Raw genomic sequence first — 24751 nt, forward strand, 5'->3', positions numbered from 1 at the left:
CTTTATTGATCTAATATAAGACATTCCACCTGATTATTTATCAAAGCTTGTTGCAACTGCTTGCTGGGAGGTTGATCTGTTACTAGAAAATCAATCTCTTTTAAATCACAAACCTTAAAAAAACCGGTTTTATCCATTTTTGTATGATCTGCTAAAGCAACCACCGTTTTTGCCTGTTTGACCATTTGGCGTTTGACAAGTCCTTCTTCTTCCGTATGGATGAATATCCCCTCAGACGACAAAGCAAAAACACCTAAAAATGTATAGTCTACACTGTATTGTTTTAATTTCTCAATAGTATCTGCGCCATGTAAAAAAAGTTGTGTTTTGTGCAATTTTCCCGGCAATAGCGTAATCGTAGTTGCTGACCTTTTCGCCAACAGCATCGCATGAGTCAAAGAATTAGTGATAGCTGTCAAAGGTTTCATCCCTATTTGATTGATCACACTTTCTACAGTAGTGGAGGAATCGAAAATAACCGATGAATTGTCTTTAATGATAGCTGCAGCGGTTTTTCCTAACTGAAGTTTCACTCCATTTAATTTAGTTGAACGTTGCTGGTAATCAAAAATAGTTGCTTCTCTTTCTAATAAAATCGCTCCGCCGTGTGTTCTGCGAACTATATTTTTTTCTTCTAACTTCATTAAATCACGTCTGATCGTGTCTTTAGATACTTCCAGCTGTTCTGCTAAGTCATCAATCGCAGCATTTTGTTTTTCTTTCATGATTTTGATTATTTTTTTCAAACGAATTTCCCTCAGCAAGAAACCGCCTCCCTTATGTCACTTTACTACAGTTTGCAACACTTTGCAATATTTTGCAATTTATCGCATTTTGTCGCAAAAAAATCGCCAAATGCAATCAAATGATTTGTGCTATAATAAGCAGACAACGATGATTCCGTTACTGATATGAAAAAATCTTATATAGGAAAGTAGATGAATCTATGAAAATCGTTCCTCCAAAAATTTCTCCCACATTACCACTTAAGCCCTTTTCTACAATCTATTCCGAAGAGGAACCAATGCTTGAAATGTGCAAAGTAGTCAATGACGAAGCAATCGAAGCATTTTTCGATCGTCCACGTTTTTACAATATGGAATTTGATCACTGTCAATTTACAAATAGCGATTTTAGTCAGGTCGAGTTCGTAGATGTTCGCTTTACAAATTGTGATCTTTCCAACGTCAATATGCCAAAAGCCTCTATCCACCGAGTAGAATTTATCAATTGCAAACTACTTGGGACAACCTTTCAAGAATCAACGATTAAAAACGTTACTTTTAAAGATTGTCTAATCAATCTAGCTGCTTTTGGCTATGCTAAAATGGAGAATAATCAATTTTGCCATTGTTCATTGGAAAACGCCGATCTTTATCATTGTCACTTCAAAGGAATCATTTTTGACAATTGTGAATTGAACGAAGCGAATTTTCAGCAAACCTCTTTAAAAGGCGTTGATTTAAGCTCCTCTAATTTTGAAACATTAGGCATTACGATCAATGAATTAAAAGGTTGCCAGGTCTCAACCTACCAGGCCTTAAAATTCTCTACATTGTTAGGTCTAATTATAAAAGAGTAAGTGAATAACCTAGGTTTAATTCCCTAGAAGTAATACGATGAACACCATAAAAAGGTCATGAAAGATACAGTAAGCTCTGGTTTGTTCGGAGCTATTTGCTTCTTTCATGACCTTTTTGAACTATCTTTCTTGGATCTAATACTTATTAAACAGACTTCACTGTTTCATCTTTATGTTTACGAGCGGTAATCACGTAAACGATAACCAACACCAATTTCAGTAATGATATATTCAGGCTTCAACGTATTTGTTTCAATTTTTTTGCGGATATTTGACATATTGACTCGCAAAATTTGGGAATCTTCGCTGTATGGTCCCCATACTTGGGTCATTAATGTTTGGTAAGTGACTACTTTACCAATCTGCTCAAATAAACATTTAAGTAATCGATATTCATTTTTTGTTAAATGGATTTCTTGGTCATTTTTATAAACCAACTGCTTATCAAAATCGATTTTCAATGCATTATTTACTACGATCAACGTCTGTTCTTCTTTGGTTTTCTTATGGCGTAAAGCTGTTCTTATACGAGCTAGAAGTTCGTTAGTCCCGAAAGGTTTGGTGACGTAATCATCTGCTCCTAAATCAAGGGCGGCTACTTTTTCATTTTCGTCCTTTCGTGCAGAGATCACCACGATCGGAAGATCCATCCGTTTCCTCAATATTTTCAAGAGATCCATTCCATCAATATCCGGTAAACCTAGATCAAGTAAAATGACATCAAATGTTTCTGCCTGTAAAGCAGTTAAAGCTTCCATCCCATTTGCTGCTACCGTTAATCTATATTGTTCTCGCTCAAAAACCACTTCCATGAAGTCGGTAATATTGGGATCATCTTCAATCAATAAGATCATCTTATTCATAAAAAACTCCTTACTTTAAATAGATTCGGACAATCGTTTCCCCATTATCGGCAATCATCTCCATTTGTCCGTTATGAGCACGAATGATCGTGTTGACAATACTTAACCCAATTCCCAATCCGTTTTTAGAATCAACAGGCACCTCATTTGGTTGAGTCAGATTATTTTGGATTTTTTGAAATTGTTCGATAGGAATCTCACCCTTATTTCTAATCTCAATCCTCGTTTCTTCTCCATTTTGGCTCACAGTCAATCGTACAGGTTGCTGTTTTTCACCGTGTCTCAAAGCATTCTCAATCAAATTGAACAAAGCTTGTTCAATTAAAATAGGATCTGCTTGGATGAATAGCATGTTTTCTGGTAATACGACATCTAATTGGCTATCTGGATACACTTTTTTCAAATGACTATACACAGCTTCGATAATTTCTTCAATCGGTTCCGCTGATTTATTCACTTTCATTGTATTCATATTGATCCGTGTAATCGATAATAAATTTTCCACCATTCGAATCAACCATTGGGACTCATCTTGAATATCTTGCAATAATTTTTGTTGGGTTTCTTTCGACACACTTTTTTCATTGTTTAACGTCTCCGCAATCCCTGAAATTGCCGTTAATGGTGTCCGCAAATCATGCGAGACCGCTCGGAGCAAATTGCTGCGGACTCTTTCTCGTTCATTCTCAAGTTCGATTTGCTCTTTCTCATTTTTCAATTGATTTTGTTCCAGAATCGTTGCCAGTTGTGTAATGAGCAACTTTAAATAGTTTAGTTGATCGTTTTGTAGGTCGTGGGAATGACTTCGTTCCATTCCTAAAACAGCTACGACTTTTCCATTAGTAAGGATCGGTAAATAGAATCCTTTTGCTCCTCCGAGGGTATCGGTTCCATTTCCTGCTTCCTGTTGATTTTTTGCTGTCCAAACAGCTACTGCAATTTCTTCACTGATATTAAGTCTTGATTTTTTCCGATCGACACGATGCACACTTTTCACTTGTCCTTCAGAATCAAAGAGAACCACTTCCCGATCTAACAAACGTGAAAGATACGTCGCAGTAATATCAAAAATTTGTTGTTGATCTTGTGCCAACACATATTGTTTATTCAATTCATAAAGAATTTCCATTTGATGCTCTTTTTCCATAGAATAAACTGCTTGTTTTTTTAACCGCACCATTAAGTTACTAATCATCAGAGCAACTAAAAACATGATCAAAAGAGTGAACGGATAGCCTTGTTTATAGACTGTCAATGAATAAAGCGGCTCAACAAAAAACCAATTGAACGATAGTACACTAAGGATTGATGCTAAAGCACTCCAAAAATAACCGGAAGTCATCCGAGCGACTAATAAGACGAAAAAGAGATAGATCAACATCAGATTTTGATCACCGACGTTCAAATACTGCATCAACTCAGTAATTAAAGTGGCACAAAAAACAGCACCTAATGCATACCCTAGATCTTTCCCGCCGCCTTCAATGATTTTTCTTGTATGAAATAAAAAAGACGGTCTAGTTTCTTGAAATGGGATCAAATGGATCTCTGTATCATTCAATCGCTTCAGCAATCGGTTTTCAAACGATTCTAAAAATAATCGTTCATACCATGGTTGTCGTAGATTCTTTCCCATGATAATATCTGTAATACCAGTCATTTTAGCGTATTCAACGATCGTTTCAAAGCTTCCTTCTTCTTCCATACTGATCACTTCTCCACCAAGTTTGTCGGCAAGTGGTAAGTTTGTCGGCGTGTCTTCATGTGAACGAATCTGAATAACGACCCATTGCGCACCTAAGCCCTGCGCTAATCTTGCAGTCCAACGAATACACTTTTCTGCCATTTTAGGAAAATCGTCATTAACAATAGTCAACAACTTGCTTTGGATTCGATTGGTTTGACTACTAACTTGATTGATATGGTCGGAAGCTCTTTGGATCGCTAAACCTCTCAGATGATTCAACTTTTGTGGGGTAAAAAAATTTTTTAAGGCTCGTTTTGCATTTTCGTTGGTATAGATCTTTCCTTCTTCTAACCGTAAGATCAATTCTTCCGGCTCAACATCGATCACTTTCAAAGATGCTTGTTGAAAGAAAGTGTCTGGCACGGTTTCTTTTACTTCCACACCTGTTACATTAACAACAACATCATTCAAACTTTCGATATGTTGCACATTAATCGTTGTAAAAACGTTGATTCCAGCATTCAGTAACTCTGCCACGTCTTGGTAACGTTTCTTATTTCTTGAACCATGCGCATTGGTGTGTGCTAATTCATCGATCAAAACTACTTCGGGCTTTCGCTTGATCAAGCGATCAATATCAGGTTCAAATAAAGTGATTGATTTGTAATTGATTTCTTTGGGTGGGATCTGAGGCATACCTTCGAGTAGTTGATTCGTTTCTGGTCGATCATGAGGCTCAATATAGCCAATCACGACATCTTTACCTAAGGCAAATAATTCTCTAGCTTCTAAGAGCATCGCATACGTTTTACCGACACCAGCCGCAAAACCAAAGAATACTCTTAGTTTGCCCTTCTTCCCTTGCTGTCCTTGCATAAAATCTTCTGATACACTCGATAACGACATCCTTTCCCCCTCCAACTTATCCTTTATGTAAGTCTGAGCCATTTTCCGATTGGCTAAAACCAATCAAGAAAATGGCTAGAACCGATTATGAATCAGACATCTGATCTAACGAAAGATTCAATTGTAATACATTAACGTATTTGCGATCTGAAAACCAATCCTTATGGCTGTTTTTTTCTATTATAGCATAGATATCCGCTTCTTTAAGACCTCGCTCTTGAGCGATTTTTGACACTTGAAAATTGGCTGCTTCCACACTGATATCCGGGTCTACACCACTTGCCGAAGCAGTCACTAGATCCACCGGAACTTCTTTTTGCGCTGGGTTTTCTTGAAGTTGTTTTTTCGTTCTCTGTTCCACACGTGAAGCCTGTTCCTTGGATACCGGTGACAGTTGGCTAACTTTTTCATTCCGTCCAGAAAAATAGCGAGTTGATTCAAAAGGTTGCCCAATCAACTTCGAACCTATGACTTTCCCATCATTGGTAACTTGGCTACCATTAGCTTGTTCATTGAAAAAAAGTTGACCGACCCCGGTAACTAGTAATGTATAACCCCCTCCAAAAACAAGTAAACTTAACAATAAAAAACGAATACTTCCCATAACTGTTTTTCGCATCACTTTTCTCCTTTACAAAATCACGAATGATAAAATGACATCAATCAGTTTGATAAAAATAAATGGTGCAATGACTCCTCCTAATCCATAGACAAGTAGATTATGTCGCAGGATTTGGCTAGCTGGTTTTTCTTGGTAAGCAACACCTTTCAACGCTAATGGGATTAATGCCACAATCACCACTGCGTTATAAATGACCGCAGATAAAATAGCTGTTAAAGGCGTACTAAGTCCCATGATGTTCAATTGATCTAGTTGTGGATAGATGCTATAGAATAAAACTGGGATCACCGCAAAATATTTAGCAACATCATTGGCAATACTAAAGGTCGTTAACGCTCCCCGAGTCATCAATAGTTGTTTGCCGATTTGAACTACTTGCAGGAGCTTCGTAGGGCTTGAATCTAAGTCGATCATGTTCCCTGCTTCTTTGGCAGCCTGGGTTCCTGTATTCATTGCCATCGCTACATCAGCTTGTGCTAATGCCGGAGCATCATTCGTTCCATCACCGGTCATTGCTACAAGGTGACCTTTTTCTTGGTACTCACGGATTAATTCCATTTTGTTTTCTGGTGTTGCTTCTGCCAAAAAATCATCAACGCCAGCTTCTGCTGCAATCGCTGCCGCCGTCATGGGATTATCCCCTGTGATCATGATCGTTTTGATTCCCATTTTCCGCATATCTGCAAATTTTTCTTTCACACCATTTTTTACAATGTCTTTGAGATAAACGACACCTAAAACTTGGTAATTTTTGACAACTACTAATGGGGTTCCCCCTGCACGTGCGATTTGAGCCACTAATTGATCGCATTCTTCAGGATAGGTATGTCCATTTGCTTCCACGTATTTTTTCATAGTGTCAGCCGCACCTTTACGAATTTCGTCCCCGCGATAATCGATCCCGCTCATTCTTGTTTTGGCACTAAAATCAATAAATTTCACCTCAGATTGCTGAAATTCACGTTCCCGTAGATTGAATCGTTCTTTGGCTAAAATCACAATGCTTCTGCCTTCCGCTGTTTCATCTGCCAAAGAGGAAAGTTGGGCAGCATCCGCCAGTTCTCGTTCACTCACTTGATGAACTGGTAAAAATTCACTTGCACGTCGATTGCCCAGCGTAATCGTTCCTGTTTTATCCAATAATAAGACATCGACGTCTCCTGCCGCTTCGATTGCCCGACCACTCATGGCAATGACATTTTCTTTTGTCAATCGACTCATACCAGCAATACCGATCGAAGAGATCAACGCACCAATTGTCGTGGGTGCTAAACAAATCAATAACGCAATCACAATGATTAAAGAAAGCGGGCCACCTTTTCCTGCCAGCAGACTACTAAAGTGAGTAAACGGGATCAGCGTAATCGAAACTGTTAAGAAAATGATCGTCAAAGTGATCAAAAAGATTTGCAGTCCGATTTCATTCGGTGTTTTTTTTCGTTGGGTGCCTTCCACCATCGCAATCATTTTATCTAAAAATGATTGCCCGTTTTCAGAAGTGACCCTTATCACTAAATAATCAGAGACGACTGTCGTTCCTCCTGTCACAGCGCTTCGATCCCCTCCGGATTCCCGAATGACTGGTGCTGATTCTCCAGTAATGGCACTTTCATCGACGGAGGCAGCCCCTTCAATAACGTCCCCGTCTGCTGGGATTTGTTCACCTGCCTGGACATAAACCAGATCGCCTTTTTTCAAATCAGAAGAACGGATCTCAATAAAATTTTTTTCTTGCACATCTTCTAAACGGGTGATCTTATAGGTCATTACTTCTTTCTTCGCTTGCTTCAAACTATCCGCTTGTGCCTTCCCACGACCTTCAGCAACGGCTTCAGCAAAATTGGCAAATAATAGAGTCAACCATAAGAAAACCGTAATCGCAAGACTAAACCATAACGGTACATCCATCGGGTAAAAACACAAAATGGTTGTCAAAATCGCGCCTAAATAGACAACAAACATGACTGGGTTTCTTAATTGCTGTCGTGGGTCCAACTTCTTGAACGATTGACCCACAGCCCATAAATAGATTTTTTTCATTTTTCTCACTCACTTTACTGTAAAATACTCAGCAATTGGTCCTAAGGCTAATGCTGGTAAGAAACTCAAGGCGCCGATCACTAAAATGACAATAATCAACATCGTAACAAACGTTGGACTGACGGTTGATAATGTCCCTGGACTCAACGCTGCTTTTTTCTTATTCCCCATGTTTTCTGCTAGGAATAAAATCGCAACGATCGGTAGATATCTGGAAAGCAGCATCAAGAAACTGCCTAAATAGTTAATAAACGGCGTATCTGCTAATAGACCGCCAAATGAACTCCCATTATTATTCGCTAAGGAAGTTGCACCATATAATAATTCACTAAATCCATGAGGACCTTCATTAGTTAACCAAGTGAAGACTTCACTGTGGCTGATCAAGGCCATAGCTCCAAAGAGGGTCAACATTAAAGGAGTCAAAATAACTAAACTAGCCATCTTGATGTCAAACGCTTCAATTTTTTTCCCTAAATATTCGGGCGTACGACCAACTAATAAACCAGCAATAAAAACGGCTAACAAAAGAAAAGCAAGCATGCCGTATAGTCCACTACCAATCCCACCAAAAATAATCTCTCCTAATTGCATCAAAAAGAGTGGGATCGCTCCACCTAAGGGTGTAAAACTATCTAGCATCGCATTGACCGAACCATTAGAAGCAGCAGTCGTGCTGACAGCCCATAAACTTGACCATCCCACACCGAAACGAACTTCTTTTCCTTCCATGTTGGCCGAACCTAACACTTGAGTAAAGTTTGGTCCATAATATTCACTAACTGTTACCCCGATAAACGCTAATAGAACAAAAGTGGTTGCAACGATCAAGATCGTCCGTCCTTGTTTCCATTCTTTTACCCAAAAACCTAGTGTAAAAATCAATGCAGCAGGAATGAGCAAAATGGCAATATTTTCCAAAAAATTCGCTAAAATCGTTGGATTCTCAAAAGGATAAGCTGAATTTGCTCCAAAAAAACCACCACCGTTCGTTCCTAACTGCTTGATAGCTACTTGGCTTGCTACTGGTCCTAGATACAACCACAAATCTTTTCCTTCTAATCCTTGATAAGCTAGCCCTGATTGAAACGTTTGGATCGTTCCTTGAGAGATCAATAAGATGGCTAAAACGATGGAAAGCGGCAATAAGATATAGACTAGACCTCTGGTTAAATCTTGCCAAAAATTCCCTAGTCGTTTATTTTTCACTTGAGTCAAACCTCTTAATAAGGCAATCAAAACTGCTAAACCAACACCTGCAGATACAAAATTTTGAACTGTTAAGCCAAACATTTGCGAAAAATTCGATAAGGTAGTTTCCCCAGCATAGGCTTGCCAATTAGTATTCGTTACAAAGCTAACTGCCGTATTGAGGGCTAATGGGAAAGAAAGATTTTTAACTGTATTCCCTCCCGGCAACCATTCTTGTGTCATTAACAGACCAATCAGTAAAATGAGCGAAAAAAGGCTTAATGACAATACACTAAAAATGTAGCGTTTCGCCGTCATTTCTTTCTGACTGACTGGTCCGATTATTTTATAAAATAGTTTTTCAACGGGTTGCAAAAATCGTACGCCTTTAGGTATGTTATTTTGCATGATTTGTTTAATATACCACCCAAGAGGTAACGCTAGAATTAGTAACACAAATAAAAAAAACAATCCTTGATAAATGATACTACTCATAACTCTTCCCCCTTAAATAAAAACCAGAAAAGATAAATCATTAATAAAGCACTAATCAAACCAAATATAATCATCATTTTTCCTCTCTCCTTTATGATTTGATCATACAAAAAAAGATATAAAGATAGTGTGAAACTTTAAATCGTTTCTTTACACTATCTTTATATCTCTTGATTATTTATTCTTGTCTATTTTTCTCCATTATAAAAATAGAAGAAGCGTTTCAAAAAATGTTCATCCTATTATAAAGCTTACCGCTACGTTTATACCCGTTGTTACCCTCCGAACAAATGGTATTCATAGCCTTTTTTATAACGCTACTGGTGTTGCAGTTTCTTGCAGCACTTGGTTGAGTTGTTGGATTTTTTTACTTCCTTCTTCGTTCATCCACGTCATCGCCGCTTCTTTTCCGTGTTTGACAAAAGTTTCTACCCCAGCACTCCACGTTGCCCGACCACAAAGAACCCCATTGAAGGTCGATCCTGCTGCCTTGGCAAAACGTAGTGTTTCATAAAATAATTCTGCTTCGACACCGGCACTTAAAAAGATATAAGGCAAATGGGTAGCAGCAGCTTGTTCTTGGAAAAATTTCGCTGCTTCTTCTTTCGTATGTACGAAATCCGTTTGACCATATCCTTCTACATAGTGCATGTTGACAGGAACTTCCACTTTCAAGACATCGACATTGAATCGCTCTTCAGAAAATTTCTCCATCATTTTTATGACTTTACCAGGTTTTTTCATCGCATATTCTTTTGATTGACTATCAGAAATGTTTTGATCATATGAAACTAATTCTAAAAAGAATGGTAAATTTTCTGCCTGACATTCTGAGCCGATCCGTTCGATAAATACCTGTTTTCGCTCATTGATTTCGTCACTTTCATCAACATCATAATAAAGTAAGAATTTACAAGCATCTGCACCTGCCTCTTTTAGATTCTTAACTGAACAAGTAGGTAAAAGATCAGGAAGTCTTCCAGGCACGGTACTATCATATCCCGTTTTTTCATAGGCAAGAAGTAAGCCAGCTTCTTGCGCTTTCGCTTTCGCTGCAGGCAAGCCATACTCCGGGTCTAACAAAATCGCTGACGCATCTTTTGTTAGTTGCGAAGACACGATCATCTTAAATTCTTCCAGCTCTTTAGCACTTGCTTCTTCTCCTTTTGCTTTGGTAAGCATTTTACGTAATGCACCTCGTTGATCAATTGCTAAAGCGGCAAAGATTTGTTCTTTATTCCAGAGTTTTTTTAAATGTTTCATTTTTCCATCCATTGCTTCTATGTCACGCTCCTTTTAGTCTTCGTATTCGCCCATTTCCCATTTTTTAAGAAATTTTGCAAAAAATTCCGGCTTCTCTTGCGAAGCATTTGTGCTTTCACACTGGTTGATTTTTTCGATCAACTGTTTGTTTTTATCTGTTTCTTGATATTCTGCCTGAATAAAGGCTTCGATGACATCACAAATCAAAAATTCTCCTGTGATTCTGGCACCAAAACCAATGACGTTCGCATTTAGTTGCTCTTTTGCATAGATGGCACTGGTCATATCACGAACCAACGCACCTCTTACTCCAGGTACTTTATTGACTGCATTGGTAATCCCGACACCTGTTCCACATAAACATACGCCTAAATCAACTTCTTTTTTAACTACTGCTTCTCCAATTTTTTTCCCATATATCGGGTAATGTGTGCGGGTAAAATCATAGGTCCCTACATCCACTACTTCATGCCCTTTTGATTTCAAAAAATCCGCAACTGCTATTTTTGTATCTGTTACGATGTGGTCACATCCAATTGCTATTCTCATTATCTGCTCCTTTCTTAACCCATTTCATTTAACATATCTACACGAATCTGATGACGACCACCACTATAAGATGCGGTCAAAAATCCCTTAACGATATTTAACGCAAGCTCTTTACCAACAATCGCTGCGCCTAAGGTAATCATTCGGGCATCATTATGATCTCTAGTCATATAAGCACTTCTTTCATCCGACACTTCAGCTGCCACGATTCCTTTTATTTTTGTTGCGACCATAAAGCTCCCTGCACCATAACCATCAATAGCAATCCCTAGACTTTCCGGGTGTTCTTTTAAATCTGTTGTGATAGCTAATGTAGATGCAATAAAATCTTCTGCTGGTCGAATACTTTTATCTTCTACTTCAAATCCCTCTTGCACGAGCTTATCTTTTAACCATTCTTTTAATTCCATTCCGTCGCTATCCGCACCAATGACTACTCGCATACTCATTTTTCCTCCTGTTTAGTTTTCTCATTTCTCGCTAGTTTCATTTTTAATCGGTTGATCCAATACTTTTTCTTTGCTGATTTTTTGGTACCAATAAGCACTCTTTTTAGGAAATCGTTGCTGCGTATCAAAATCTACGTAAAATAATCCATAACGTTTATTGTAACCATTCGTCCAAGAAAACATATCCATCAACGACCAAATAAAGTATCCCTCAATTCTCACACCTTGGTCGATCGCCCGTAAAATAGCGGCTAGATGAAGACGAACATAATCGATCCGCTCCTCATCATTGATTTGTCCCGCTTCAAAATGATCCTTACTCCCTAAACCATTTTCTGTTACATAGATTTTTCCATAGTTCGGATAATTCTGTTTGATCAAGAGAAGCATATCTTCCAACCCTTGTGGATAGATCGGCCAATCCCAGTCAGTCGTTGGGATTACAGGATTTGTTACCCTTTCTCCTACACCTTGCAAGGCAAAGATACTACTTCCTTTTTCACCAGTTCCGTTATGTTGGATTTTTGATGTTCCTGTATAGCCTTTTAAAAAATGACTCGCATAATAATTGACTCCTAAAAAATCAATCATTTTTGCTGCTTCTTTTAGATGATCAAAATCTTCTATTTTGAGTTCAAGCTGCGCCCCATTTGCAGATAAGATCTCATTGATCACACGCATCGTTTCTGCTGAGTATTCCCCTTTAAACGTCGCATCCAATAGAAATTGATTCGCCAAGATATGTTCTTTCTTCGCTGACAGGCTATCTTCTCTCTGATCAGTTATCCCGTACTTTGATTCTAAAATATGAACGATCCCGATCTCACCTTGGTAATTAGCTTCCTTGTATTTTTTGACTACGCGAGCGTGGGCAACCATCATGTTGTGCATCGATTGGATCGCTTTACCCAGCTCATATTGATTGTTCGGCGGAAAATGACCGATGATGTATTGACCGGCAACCACTGACCAGGGTTCATTGATCGTGATCCAATGTTTCACTTTGTCCCCGTATTCTTCAAAACAAAATTGCGCAAAGTCAACATAATCATCCACCATATTTGCAGACAACCAATCACCATCTTTAAATTGCTTCTCTGGTGTATCAAAATGGTGCAAAGTCACAAACGGCGTGACTCCATTTTTGATACAAGAATCGATCAAACGATGATAAAATTGGACACCGATCGGATCGACCTTCTCTCTCCCACTAGGAAAGATCCTAGACCAGGCAATCGAAATCCGAATGCCATTGATGCCAAACTGATGACATGCTTGTAAGTCTTCTGCATAACGATTATAGAAATCACTTGCTTGACTAGGGTCAAACGTCCCTGTCTTTTTAAGGTAATCATCCCAATAATTTTTCCCACGGTTTCCTATTGAAAGGGCACCCTCAGCTTGATAAGCGGCCGTTGCCGCTCCAAAAATAAAATGTTCTGGAAATTTATTCATCGCATCCTCCACATCATGTTAGATTTTCAAAAACAAAGTTGACCGCATCAGTAGGTGCTTTTGCAAGTTTGACGTACTCGATTCCCGTAGTAGAAACAGTTTGTGTTTTATGGTCCTTCGCACTTTCTCTCAGTTCCTCAAGCATCGAAGCCATTTGCGGAGCTAAGATAATCAAGTCAAACTCGCCAATCTGATCTTTATGTTGCCCATAAGCCATTGCCGTCGCATCCACACCGATACTCAATTCCTTCGCACCCTTTTTAATTGCATTGGCTAACATCGAACTAGTTGCTCCATTGGCACAAAGTACAAGAACATTAGTCTGATCATTCTTTTGTTTAGCAAATGCCGGTGAAACGACTGCTGATTTGACAGTTGTACTTTCCAACTGATCCCCGTGCCCTATTTCTTTTTCTTTCACTAATAATTCATTGTCATAGGCTTTGAAAAATGGATAGTAAATCGCAAAATCAACAGTTAATAAAACAATCATCAAAACGATCGATAGTCCAGCAAAACCTGTCCCTAAGATCAACCCTACTGGTCCAGGAGTTGTCCATGGCAGATTGTAGATGAATCCATTCATATCTAACACCTCAACAAAAAATTTAAAGATCCAGACATTGAGGATCGGTGCAAGAATAAAAGGAATAAAAAAGATAGGATTCAATACGATTGGTGCACCAAACAGCATGGGTTCATTCACACCAAACAAAACGGGAATCGCTGAGGCACGTCCCATTGTTTTTAACTGCTTTGACTTTGCTAGAAAAGCAAACATCAACGTAATGACCAATGTCGCACCCGTCCCACCTAGTGTGGCAACAAAGTATTGTAAGCCTTGAGATAAAATTTTCGGTGCATGTTCCCCACTTTGATACAGTTGAAAATTCATCTCTACATTTGTTATGTAGATGGCAGCAACAGCTGGCTCAACAATAGAGGGACCGTGGATACCGACAAACCAGAAAAACGCCATTGCCCCAAAAATGAGTGCTAACCCAAAATAGCCATCGGCCGCTGAGAAAATTGGTTGGAACAGCTCAATCAATTTTTCTGAAAACCCACTACCGACAAGGTTACGAAAACCCAAATCAAATCCCCAAAAAAAGACGGTCGACAGTGTAATCGGGATCAAATCCTTAAATGTCTGTGAGATATTACCAGGAACTTCCTCTGGCATTTTCACTGTCAAATTCTTGCTAACACAGAATCGATAGATATTAGGAACAATAAAACCAACAATGAACGCTGTCATCAATCCTTTGGTCCCCATGTAATCAGAAGCAAATCCACCTTCTAACGAATCAACCCCAACAATCAAGAAACCAATAAAAGCAGCGATCATGGTTGAAGTACTATTGATTTGATTCGTTTTTGGCAATTTAGTATTAAAGTTTTCTGTCAAACTCTTGGTCACTGTAGCAGCCATTAAGATCCCTAATATCCCCATGGACCCGTTATACGCTTTCATTAGAATAGACTCTATTTCTTCTCCCCAATGAAAATTGAATACGTTGGGAACATATGCTACCAATAAAAAAAAGCTTGAAAAAAGAATGACAGGGATAAGACTGATAAAACCATCCCTAATTGCTCTTAAATAAGAATTATTAGAAATTTTCTCAAAAAACGGTTTCATTTTTTCGATACGTTTGATCATTGCATCCATACCCAGACTCCTCTATGATTTTTTATAAATATTAAAGAGATGTTGAATGACATCTTTCAATAGCAACGTGGTCATTAGATGATCTTGGGCGTGAACCATAATAAACCCTACTTCAATTGTTTCACCACTCGCTTCAGCAGCTAACATTTTAGTTTGAGAATTGTGCGCTTCAACCAAACTCTGATTGGCTTCTTCAACTAATCCATTGGCTTCTTCAAATTCCCCCTTCTCTGCTTTAGCTAACGCTTCGATCAATTTCGATCTTGCTTCACCAGCAAAAGCTACCACTTCAAATCCAATCATTGCTACTGTTTCTTTATCCATTTTTCTTCCTCCATTCTCTTACAAGAACATTATATTTGTTCCAGTTTATGTTTGTTTGTGTTCGTTTTTGTCTTTTACAAACAAATAGTAACCGAATATTTTTAACATGTCAATCTATTTTCTTATACAAACCTTTAATATTTGACAACCTTCTCTGAATGTTTTATGTTTATTTCAAACAAAAAAATAAGAACCACGAAATATCAGGGAGTTTATATCATGTTAAAAGAAGAACGACAAAAATACTTATTAGCACAACTAGAGAAGAACGGCATCGTGAAAGTGGCCGATATTGTTCAAGAATTGAAAGTAGCTGATATGACTGTTCGTAGAGATTTGCAGGAATTGGAGGATAAGGGGTTAATCATTCGCATTCATGGTGGTGCCAAACTATTAAATCCTAAAACTTCCGTGATCGAACTAAGTCATCGGGAAAAAAAGGATCTTCATTTGTCAGAAAAAATAGAAATTGCCACAATCATTGCGAATCATATCCACGAAGGCGATACTGTCTTTTTAGGACCTGGAACAACGATTGAATTAGCTTATGATTTCTTGACGATTAACCACGCTAAAATCATTACCAATTCGATCCATGTGTTTAACAAATTCAAAAGTGATCCTCGATTTGAGATCATCCTGATCGGCGGCTCCTATCGAAATAAGACCGGCGCTTTCGTTGGGACGATCGCCAATGATTTTATTGCAAATATCCATGTAAAAAAAAGTTTCATTGGGGTAAATGGATTAGATAAAACATCCGTTTTCACTTCAAATGAAGATGAAGGATTGACTCAACGTTACGCATTGAACAGTGCTGAAACACGATATATCGTAGCAGATCATCATAAACTTGATAAAAAAGATTTCTATGGCTTTTATCCACTCCAAGAAGTCGACTATTTGATTACCGATTCTGCTATATCCGATAGTCAAAAAGAAACTTTTGGCAAACATGTTCAATTATTAATTGATTAAAACTCTTTCAAGTAGTTAAGGAAACGAAAAATTAAAGGAAGACAGCGCCCAAATGGCCCTTTCATCGGGTCAATCCAAACGCTGCCTTTTTCGTTTTCTTCATTTCCTTGATCAATCAAGGATCTTTATGTATTTCGATAGAATCAATATTTCATATGCTTTCTTTGATACACTAATTTTTTTCAAGAAATTTTATCCTTTATCATGATCCAGCTCAATTTTTCCGTTGTCGATCTAGCTCATTCGCTAATATTGTTTCAACAATCAACTGAACCACTAAGTCAAAACCTTCTGTCTTGATTGGCACATCCGTTTGTTGCCTAAGCTTCACAATCTCTATCTTTCTCAACGGAACAGCTGCTTTATTTTCTGTAAGAGCTCTGTTCACCGCACTGCTCAAGCCACCAATAACTGCATAATTTTCGATAGTGACCACTTGTGTTTTCCCTTTCAACTCGTTAAGGATCAACTGTTTATCGATTGGTTTGATCGTAAACATATCAATGACTTCGCAACTAATTTGACAGGACTTTAACCGCTTAGCAACATTGAGAGCTTCGTAAACTAATCTGCCAGCGACAATAATTAAAATATCTGTTCCATGCCAAACAATGTTTCCTTTGCCTAATTGAAAAGTCGTTTCTTTTTTATAGATATTAGGTATCCTTTTATTTTCTCCGCGTACATAGTGAATACCGCTCAATTGGCTAAATTCTTTGATGATCCATGCCATTTGCACCTCATCTGTTGCTTCACAAATAATTGAATTTGGGATCATTGTCATCAACGCTAAATCTTCCCCTAGTTCATTGACGCGTTCCTTTCCATTTCGATTAGAAGCGAAATATTCCCCAAAAATATTGATGGTATTTCCACCGTATCCTTCGGAAATAAATAATTGATCAAAAATTTTTCGAATCGCATGAGAATCAAAAAGATGGATAAAAGGTTGGTAGCCAGCTAAACTTAACCCCGCTGCAATACCTACCATGTTCTCTTCATCCACAGGCATGTTGAGATATCTCTTTGGGTGTTCATTTTTTAAATCAACCCAATTACTAAATGATTCAAACTTATTTTCTAACGCAACGATATTGTGGTTTTTTTTCATTAATTCATTTAATGTATCAACTATGCAAGTACGAAGTTCTTTCCTTACAGATAACGAGTTACTTAACTGAACCATTTAGCTCATCCTTTCAAGCTTTTCTTGTAATTTCAAAATTGTTTTTTCTATCTCTTGATGGAATGTTTTAGGAATTTTTTTACTTGAATCCTCATGATCGTCCATTGTTAAGTCTGATAGCACTCGCTCTGGATAACTTTCTAAAACAATACAGAAGGCTTGTGTCGTCCTCATTTTATACTCTTCAATCGCCTCATTGATTGCTTTGATATTTGTCCCATCAACGAGCAACGTATAAAACCCAGCCTTCTCTGCTTTTCTTTTCAATAGATAAGATTTCTCATACCTTTTGCTTAACTGTTCTCGTTTTCTATAACCACTATCAATAATTACCAAGCAATGATCTAATTTAAAATGAGCAATACACTGAAATACTTGCCAGCAACGTTCATCTTTTAATTCGTCTTCATCCATCACTAAATAAACATCATTTTCCTTATTTGCTATTTTTAATCCCATCGCAAGACCTGCAGCTATTGCAACACCGTTATTTAAGTCCCCGATTGTCACATCGATTCCAGGAGTCTTTGAACGATCTAACTTTTTAGGGAGTCTGTCCCCTTGATGACTCATCGTCCATAGCCACTTCTTATCAAAATACCCTAGATTAGATAAAGTACTATATAATTCCAATACCGCATGACTTTTAGCTAAAACTAATTGATCACGATTTCCCCAATCTGGTTTTTTCGGGTCAATCTTCATCTGTTTGCCGTATAAAACAGCTAACAATTTGATCATAGAAAAAGAACAATCCATTGATTCTTCTCCTCTTTGTTTAACACTTATCAAAATATCTAGTTGAATGTTTAATGCTAATTTTTCCAATTGAGTCACTTGTTTATGATCAATAGCCATAACGATTCCTCCTATAAATGAATTAGAGAATAATTCATGATGCCATACAGATTTTTCACATGATATGTATACTTGCTCTTTTATGATCTGATCAAAATAAGATGATACTCCTTAATCTACAACCTCACTGGACACTTCCCTCCTTTTGAACTGAGTGTAAAGCCATTTTATGTCATCTTATGTCCCCTTTTCCTTCCCTACCCCTTCATATATAACATAAGTACACATCTCATAATATATTCAGTATATTCATTTATAAAATAAAAAAATAGAAAATATTTAATAAGATAAATTTGTTATAATAAAAACAAAAAGTCTGTTATCATAAAAAAATATTACAACAAAAAAATTACATTATCAATATTAAGAATAAAGATACATATAATAAACGAGATACACCTTCCTATTAAAAATGTTATTTTAAAATAACGATAAAAAATTTTTATCTTATTCCATTACCAAACTACCTCACTGAAACCGGAGTAAATTGTTTTGTTAAAAATGAAAATGACTCACCCTATAAAAACTCTTTCGGTATTTCCCATCTAAATATTCCGATCCCTCTTCAATCTCACTGCTCCTAATCATTTTAGGCTTTTTGATTTCCGGCTGTACTAGGACATACTGGTGCGTTGGTTTACTCATTGAATCTTCTATTTTCAAAATAATTTGCAGTTGTTCGTATAGCTAAATGAAATTTCTTGCTAATGTTCATTCAATCGTTGCTTGAACAATTAGTAAAAACATAGAAAAACAATCAGGTATCTAATTGACATTCCGCCGTTTTCATTTACGTGGAAAACAGGATCTATTAATTAAGCACCTTCGCACTCATGGTACTTAATTGAAGAAAATTCGTGAAAAGATCGTGCCTAGAACAGAAAAAATAAGCCTGACTTTGACGTAATGAATCAAAATCAGGCTTACTTTCTTTTTAGGTTAATGATTGTTTCAGACCTTTCATTTTCCAAAAGAATACGCTACGCTCTCAACTACTATCCCAGTTACTAATCAATGTGTGGTAGTTAAACAATTCGTGCACAATACTGAAAATGGCTTCTGGTTTTTTGAACAAAGCGATGAGCTATTTATAGCCAGTAGATCTATGGGAACAAATAAACGAACACCAAGCGTTTTTTGTGTTTCTCTTGAGGTCGTGAAAAGAGTGTTTTGACCTGAGCGCTCACCAAGTAAAAACTGCGACGAGTAATCGCAGGAGCATTAAGGATGAAAATCTCGAAACAGCTTCCCATGTTTTGAGATTTTTTGACTTATCGCCGAAGGTCAGCTCTTTGAACACCGTGAATCAGAGGTCGTGAAAACATCCGGTAGCTCTGATGACAATAAGAAAGAATTTTTTGAAACAGCTTCTCATGTTTTGAAAAATTCAGGCTTATTTCAAGGAGCTGATGTTTGAACACCGTTTAGCAAGAGGCTGTGAAAGAAGCGTTTAGCTCCGAGCGAATAAGCGATGATTTTTTAAAATAGCTCCTCATATTTTAGAAAATCATCGCTTATTGTTGAGGAGTTGCTTCTTGAACGCCGTTTAGCAAGAGGCTGTGAAAAGAGCGTCTTGACCTAAGCGTTAAGGATGAAAATCTCGAAACAGCTCCTCATGTTTTGAGATTTTTTGACTTATCGCCGAAGGTCAGCTCTTTGAACACCGTTTATTCGTTTTTAGAGATACTAGAAGATACTGAGAGAACTTTTGTCCCAGTCCCGATGCTTATTTGAACAATCCCATTGAATGAATAACTCTATGATTTCTAGATAAAAGATTTTCAAACAAAAATACAAGTTTTTTCACTCATTTTTTGCTATACCAATCGATCAATATCATACTCAAACCCATTTTGATTGCTTAACTGTTTGTAGAACTCACCACTTTTCTTGATCGTCCGTTTTTGGGTTGGCAGATCAAGAGAAATTAGTCCATAACGGTTCTTATATGCATTGATCCAGGACCAGCAGTCAATAAAGGTCCAAAGATGATACCCTTTGATATTACAGCCGTCATTGATTGCTTTCCAAAGATAGGCGAGGTGATCTTGGATATATTCGATCCGGTAATCATCAATCACTTGCCCACTTTCATCCATAAAGCGTTCCTCATCTGCTACGCCCATCCCATTTTCAGAGATAAAGGATTCGATATTCCCATAGTTTTCTTTGATATCCATGCATAAATCATGGATACCTTTTTCATAAATTTCCCAACCACGATATTCATTCATCCGTCGTCCCGGCATCACATGATTCTCAAAAAACCAATCCGGTAAGAACGGACCCTCTTGATTGATTGCAGTTAAACGAGCCTTCACACGACGTGGTTCATAATAGTTCAATCCTAAGATTTGTGCCGTGTTCTCTTTGATACAACGCAGGTCTTCCTCGGTATAATCCGTTGGCAATTGATCATATTCACGTAAAAGGTTAATTAATTTTTCTGGATAAACACCCTTGACCATTGGATCTAAAAAGCTGCGAACATAAAAAAGATCCGCAATTTCAGCTGCCTTCACATCAGCGGGGATTTGACTCCTTGGAAACGTCGGGCTTAAATTCAAGATAACACCTATTTTACTGTTCAAATTCAACTCTTTGTGTGCTGCAATTGCTTTCGCGTGAGCCAAAATAGTAAAGTGAGCCGCTTGCGCTCCTCGTTTGAAATCAATCAAATTTGGATAATGGAAGTCTTCCAAATATGACCCTAAGATCGGCCCCAACGGTTCATTGAAAGTGAACCAGTGGTAGACGAGATCGCCAAACTCCTTGAAACAAGTAACTGCAAATTGCACATATGCATCGACAACTTCCCGTGATTCCCAACCGCCTTTATCCTGTTGGGCTGCTGGCATATCAAAATGATAAAGATTGGCGAATACTTTAATACCATTGTTATTCATCTCAGTAAATAAATCCCGATAAAATTCAACCGCTTTTGGATTTACCTCCCCTACTCCATCATTTGGGAACATCCGCGCCCAAGAGATCGAGACCCGAAAGGAATTATGTCCGGTTTGCTTCATCAGTTGAACGTCTTCTTTATAACGATGAATGTGATCTGTCGTAATTTCTGAACTAATCCTTTGATAAAAACGGTATGGTTGTTCTTTGTACCAACGTTCCCAAACCGTTTCGGCTTTTCCAGTTTCACCACGACCTTCTGCTTGCTCAGCTGACCAAGCAGAACCCCACCAAAAGTTTTCTGGAAATGTTAATTGTTGTTTGTTCATTGTATCCTCCTAAAATGACATTCTCTTGAGTACTACTCCATCATAACACCGCTTCCAATAAATTGTAATATTTTTTTATTAAAAAATATATACTTTTTATAAATGTTAATTGTTTTACCCTTTAAAGATTGCTAAAATTAAAGAAAGGTATATAATTATTTATATCTTTACGCGGTAACTATAGGAGGGAAAAAATGAAGAAGAATGCGAAATATATGGAAGTTTATTCTGATGTAAAAAAGAAAATTGAAAACGGTACTTACGCAATCGGTGAAAAATTACCAACTGGTTCCGAATTGGCAAAACAATATCATACGAGTAAATTGACAGTAAAAAAAGGATTAGACATGTTAGTTTCTGAAGGAGTTTTACATAGTCGAAGTGGATTTGGAACCGAAGTTTTGCGCAAACCGATCCATAATTCGAAAGTTTTCGGTCCAAGCGAAGGTTTTATGAGTGTAGTTGGCGAAGAACATGTAGACTCTGAAATTCATATGTTTTCAATTGAATTACCGTCAAAAAAAATAGCAGAGCGATTACAGATTAACGACAAGGAATACATTTATAATATTGTTCGCAGTCGTTTTGTCGATCAACAACCCTATTCATTGGAACAAACTTTTATGCCGCTATCAATTATTCCTGGTTTGGAACCTAAACACTTGAAAAAATCGGTTTATTCCTATATTCGCAATGAACTGCAGTTAGAGATCAATGCTTCTCACGTTTGGATGAAGGGCGTACTGGCAACCGAGTTTGATGCAACTATATTAGGAATTGATGCCGGAGACTTTATGATCGAAGTTGAAAAAAGTGTTTCTTTGGCAAACGGGACTCCTTTTGAATACTCCATTACAAGGCATTTGTATCAAGATTTTGTTTTTGAAGCCGTTTTTGTTGAAAAATGATTGAAAGAGCTGAGGAAATCAGCTCTTTTTTTTGCCCTTTTTCATTAAAGTATATAATTTTAAAAAAAGTTATTTACTTTTATCAAATTCCGTTCTATTATTGAACTACGGTAAGTGCTTACAAATAAAAAACAAGGAGAATATACCATGAAGAAAACAAATAAGAAGGAACAGGTGTTTGAACGATTTGGTATGATCGCATCGAAGCTAGGAAATCAAATTCATATGCGTACATTACGCGATGCATTTGCAACATTCATGCCATTTATGATGTTAGCTGGATTCGTGACTTTGATTAATTACGTTATCTTAGAACCAACTGGTTTTATGGGTAAAATTGTTAAACCCGAAACATTAATGAAAGTTCAAGAAATTGGCATGTCGATCGCCAATGGAACATTGAGTATTACGACGCTATTAGTTGTAGCTGCAGTTTCTTATCATATGTGTGTTAGCAGAAATTATACAAATCATATCGCAGCAGTTTTAGTTTCGATCTCAACTTTCATCGTTTTAACACCAATGAAAATGATGTTCACTCCGGAAAATGCAAAAAAAGCGATTGAAGTAACCGGAGTTATTCCAGGTTCCCATACAGGTGCATCAGGAATGTTTGTCGGAATCTTTGTTGGATTAGTAGCTACTGAGCTATTCATCAAATTATCTACAAATGAAAAATTGCAAATCAAACTATCTGGAAATATCCCGCCCGCAGTGTTGAAGTCATTCAATGTATTGATCCCGATCATGATTACTGTTACTGGTTTTGCGATTCTATCTTTCGCTGTCAATCAGTTATTCAACATGGACGTAAATGGCGTGATCACTAAAGCGATCACGGGACCTTTAAGTCACATCACAACTGGTTTACCTGGCTTTATCTTAATCACATCAATCGCCAATTTATTCTTTGGTTTTGGAATTCATCAAGCTGTAATTTCAGGTTCTTTACTTGATCCGTTCTTATTACAAAACATGCAAGAAAATATGGCAGCTTATGCAAACCATGAACACATCCCACATATTATCAACATGGCTTTCAAGGATACTTTTGCTGTTATGGGTGGTTCAGGAAATACGATCGCCTTATTGATTGCGATTTTCATATTCAGTCGTCGAAAAGATTATAAAGACTTTGCTAAACTATCGGTAACACCAGCGATGTTTAATATCAGTGAGCCGATCATCTTTGGATTACCGATCGTATTTAACTTGAGTCTAATTATTCCGTTTGTGTTAGCACCAATCTTCTCATTAGTAACTGCCTACTTTGCGACTGCAGCCGGCTTAATCAATCATGTGGTAGTTCAGATACCGTGGACCACACCACCAGTTATTTCAGGATTCCTTGCGACAGGTGGAGATTGGCGAGCAGCAGTATTGCAAGTTCTAATCATTGCGGTTAGCGTATTTATCTATCTACCATTCCTACGAATTGATGAACACGTAACGGCAAAAATGGCTCAAAAGGAAGCTGAAATCACTAATCAATAATTGACACCTCCACTCCTAAAAAAGTGGCCTTTCTCGTTTAGTAAATATGTAAAAAAACGTCCTCAATTCTCTTAACAACCGACATTTGGGATCATCGTTGCATTTTGAATAAGTTGAAATTATGAGACTGATGAATCAGAACAGATTTTTCAGTCTCATTTTCAGTTAACTTGCCAATGACAAAACGATTGTTAGTAAAAACATTCAAAAAAAGTTCTTATTATTCAAGGACTGTCGCAATTTATATTTTTAGACACTCTCTAGCAGGATTTTTTTCTGATCTCTTTAATACGCATAGCGTTTGCGTGTAGTACATATAAACTTGATAAGCTGATTACGTTCACCTACCAGATCTGTCGCCCCTTTGGTATGAATAGGACTGTCATCGTGTCATCTGATTGACGTATATTTAAGATATACCAAAGTGACTCGACTTTTTGCTCCTTGTTTGCCACTCTTGCAAATCTATAATGTCAAACAATCTAGATTTACTGCTTATAAAAATAATCAAAAAAAGAACCCTTGAAAATCAAGGGTTCTTCCACTATCAGATAACGATAGATTAACGACGGATTTCTTTGATACGAGCAGCTTTTCCGTGTAATGCACGTAAGTAGTACAATTTTGCACGACGTACTTTACCGTAGCGAACGACTTCGATCTTTGCAACACGTGGTGTATGCAATGGGAATGTACGTTCAACGCCTACTCCGTTAGAAACTTTACGTACTGTATAAGTTTCGCTGATTCCAGCTCCGCGGCGTTTGATTACAACACCTTCAAATAACTGGATACGTTCACGTGTACCTTCGACAACTTTCGCATGAACACGTACAGTGTCACCAGGGCGGAAAGCTGGGATGTCAGAACGTAATTGTTCTTTTGTTAATTCTTCAATTAATGGATTCATTGATCTTTTCTCCTTATTCCAAACATTCTTATGAGTTTTCCCTCACAGCGGAACATCGTAATAGTTAAGTGCTTTTGCACTCA

General features: G+C 37.5%; 20 protein-coding genes. 4 read left to right on the plus strand and 16 right to left on the minus strand.

The features are described from left to right. Positions 1–2: 2 nt before the first annotated feature. A complete protein-coding gene (locus AB3I12_RS07965; protein WP_063627348.1) occupies positions 3–764 on the minus strand; it encodes a DeoR/GlpR family DNA-binding transcription regulator in 762 nt (253 codons plus the stop codon). A gap of 182 nt (positions 765–946) precedes the next feature. Here AB3I12_RS07965 and AB3I12_RS07970 point away from each other — a divergent pair, with 182 nt between their 5' ends. Beyond that, positions 947–1582, plus strand: coding sequence for a pentapeptide repeat-containing protein (locus AB3I12_RS07970; RefSeq protein WP_063627349.1), 636 nt, complete (start codon positions 947–949; stop codon positions 1580–1582). A 176-nt stretch (positions 1583–1758) separates the two neighbouring features. On the opposite strand, the gene AB3I12_RS07975 is transcribed toward AB3I12_RS07970, so the two are convergent. The 11 genes from AB3I12_RS07975 to AB3I12_RS08025 form a co-directional block, all read right to left on the minus strand. Then, on the minus strand, positions 1759–2445 hold the full coding sequence (locus tag AB3I12_RS07975) for a response regulator transcription factor (RefSeq protein ID WP_010718443.1): 687 nt from the start codon (positions 2443–2445) through the stop codon (positions 1759–1761). 10 nt (positions 2446–2455) lie between these two features. After that, entirely contained in the window at positions 2456–5038 is a 2583-nt protein-coding gene (locus tag AB3I12_RS07980) for a sensor histidine kinase KdpD (RefSeq protein ID WP_331245435.1), read from the minus strand. Between the two features lie 85 nt (positions 5039–5123). After that, a complete protein-coding gene (locus AB3I12_RS07985) occupies positions 5124–5657 on the minus strand; it encodes a potassium-transporting ATPase subunit C (RefSeq protein WP_034700806.1) in 534 nt (177 codons plus the stop codon). A 12-nt stretch (positions 5658–5669) separates the two neighbouring features. Then, a complete protein-coding gene (gene kdpB / locus AB3I12_RS07990) occupies positions 5670–7700 on the minus strand; it encodes a potassium-transporting ATPase subunit KdpB (RefSeq protein ID WP_034700808.1) in 2031 nt (676 codons plus the stop codon). A 9-nt stretch (positions 7701–7709) separates the two neighbouring features. Then, entirely contained in the window at positions 7710–9386 is a 1677-nt protein-coding gene (gene kdpA, locus AB3I12_RS07995) for a potassium-transporting ATPase subunit KdpA (RefSeq protein WP_063627350.1), read from the minus strand. Positions 9387–9695: 309 nt separating this feature from the next. Continuing rightward, the gene (gene lacD, locus AB3I12_RS08000) at positions 9696–10661 is read right to left on the minus strand and encodes a tagatose-bisphosphate aldolase (protein ID WP_010718448.1); all 966 of its coding nucleotides are present in this window, start codon (positions 10659–10661) and stop codon (positions 9696–9698) included. Positions 10662–10682: 21 nt separating this feature from the next. Further along, positions 10683–11198 carry a galactose-6-phosphate isomerase subunit LacB gene (lacB, locus tag AB3I12_RS08005; RefSeq protein WP_063627351.1) on the minus strand — a complete coding sequence of 172 codons (516 nt, stop codon included), beginning with the start codon at positions 11196–11198 and terminating at the stop codon, positions 10683–10685. A gap of 14 nt (positions 11199–11212) precedes the next feature. Beyond that, on the minus strand, positions 11213–11641 hold the full coding sequence (gene lacA, locus AB3I12_RS08010) for a galactose-6-phosphate isomerase subunit LacA (protein ID WP_063627352.1): 429 nt from the start codon (positions 11639–11641) through the stop codon (positions 11213–11215). A gap of 27 nt (positions 11642–11668) precedes the next feature. Further along, positions 11669–13102 (minus strand): 6-phospho-beta-galactosidase, encoded by a 1434-nt coding sequence (gene lacG / locus AB3I12_RS08015; RefSeq protein ID WP_063627353.1) that lies wholly within the window; start codon positions 13100–13102, stop codon positions 11669–11671. A 13-nt stretch (positions 13103–13115) separates the two neighbouring features. Further along, the gene (locus AB3I12_RS08020) at positions 13116–14774 is read right to left on the minus strand and encodes a PTS transporter subunit EIIC (protein ID WP_063627354.1); all 1659 of its coding nucleotides are present in this window, start codon (positions 14772–14774) and stop codon (positions 13116–13118) included. Positions 14775–14786: 12 nt separating this feature from the next. Further along, positions 14787–15098, minus strand: coding sequence for a PTS lactose/cellobiose transporter subunit IIA (locus tag AB3I12_RS08025; protein ID WP_034700819.1), 312 nt, complete (start codon positions 15096–15098; stop codon positions 14787–14789). Positions 15099–15317: 219 nt separating this feature from the next. Here AB3I12_RS08025 and AB3I12_RS08030 point away from each other — a divergent pair, with 219 nt between their 5' ends. Further along, positions 15318–16076 (plus strand): DeoR/GlpR family DNA-binding transcription regulator, encoded by a 759-nt coding sequence (locus AB3I12_RS08030; RefSeq protein WP_034700821.1) that lies wholly within the window; start codon positions 15318–15320, stop codon positions 16074–16076. 214 nt (positions 16077–16290) lie between these two features. Here the strand turns inward: AB3I12_RS08030 and AB3I12_RS08035 are convergent, their stop codons facing one another. The 3 genes from AB3I12_RS08035 to AB3I12_RS08045 all read right to left on the minus strand — a co-directional run bounded on the left by AB3I12_RS08035 (position 16291) and on the right by AB3I12_RS08045 (position 21356). Further along, positions 16291–17262, minus strand: coding sequence for a transketolase family protein (locus AB3I12_RS08035; RefSeq protein WP_063627355.1), 972 nt, complete (start codon positions 17260–17262; stop codon positions 16291–16293). Next, complete coding sequence (locus AB3I12_RS08040; RefSeq protein ID WP_034700825.1) at positions 17263–18120, minus strand: hypothetical protein; 858 nt, start codon at positions 18118–18120, stop codon at positions 17263–17265. A 1817-nt stretch (positions 18121–19937) separates the two neighbouring features. Beyond that, on the minus strand, positions 19938–21356 hold the full coding sequence (locus AB3I12_RS08045) for a glycoside hydrolase family 1 protein (protein WP_063627356.1): 1419 nt from the start codon (positions 21354–21356) through the stop codon (positions 19938–19940). 194 nt (positions 21357–21550) lie between these two features. On the opposite strand from AB3I12_RS08045, the gene AB3I12_RS08050 reads away from it, so the two are divergent. Continuing rightward, a complete protein-coding gene (locus AB3I12_RS08050) occupies positions 21551–22264 on the plus strand; it encodes a GntR family transcriptional regulator (protein WP_034700829.1) in 714 nt (237 codons plus the stop codon). A gap of 147 nt (positions 22265–22411) precedes the next feature. Then, positions 22412–23758 carry a PTS sugar transporter subunit IIC gene (locus AB3I12_RS08055; RefSeq protein ID WP_010737911.1) on the plus strand — a complete coding sequence of 449 codons (1347 nt, stop codon included), beginning with the start codon at positions 22412–22414 and terminating at the stop codon, positions 23756–23758. A 562-nt stretch (positions 23759–24320) separates the two neighbouring features. Here the strand turns inward: AB3I12_RS08055 and rplS are convergent. Further along, a complete protein-coding gene (gene rplS, locus AB3I12_RS08060) occupies positions 24321–24668 on the minus strand; it encodes a 50S ribosomal protein L19 (protein ID WP_002286913.1) in 348 nt (115 codons plus the stop codon). Positions 24669–24751: the final 83 nt, after the last annotated feature.

The sequence above is a fragment of the Enterococcus sp. C65 genome (assembly GCF_040887165.1).
Classification (GTDB): domain Bacteria; phylum Bacillota; class Bacilli; order Lactobacillales; family Enterococcaceae; genus Enterococcus_B; species Enterococcus_B hirae.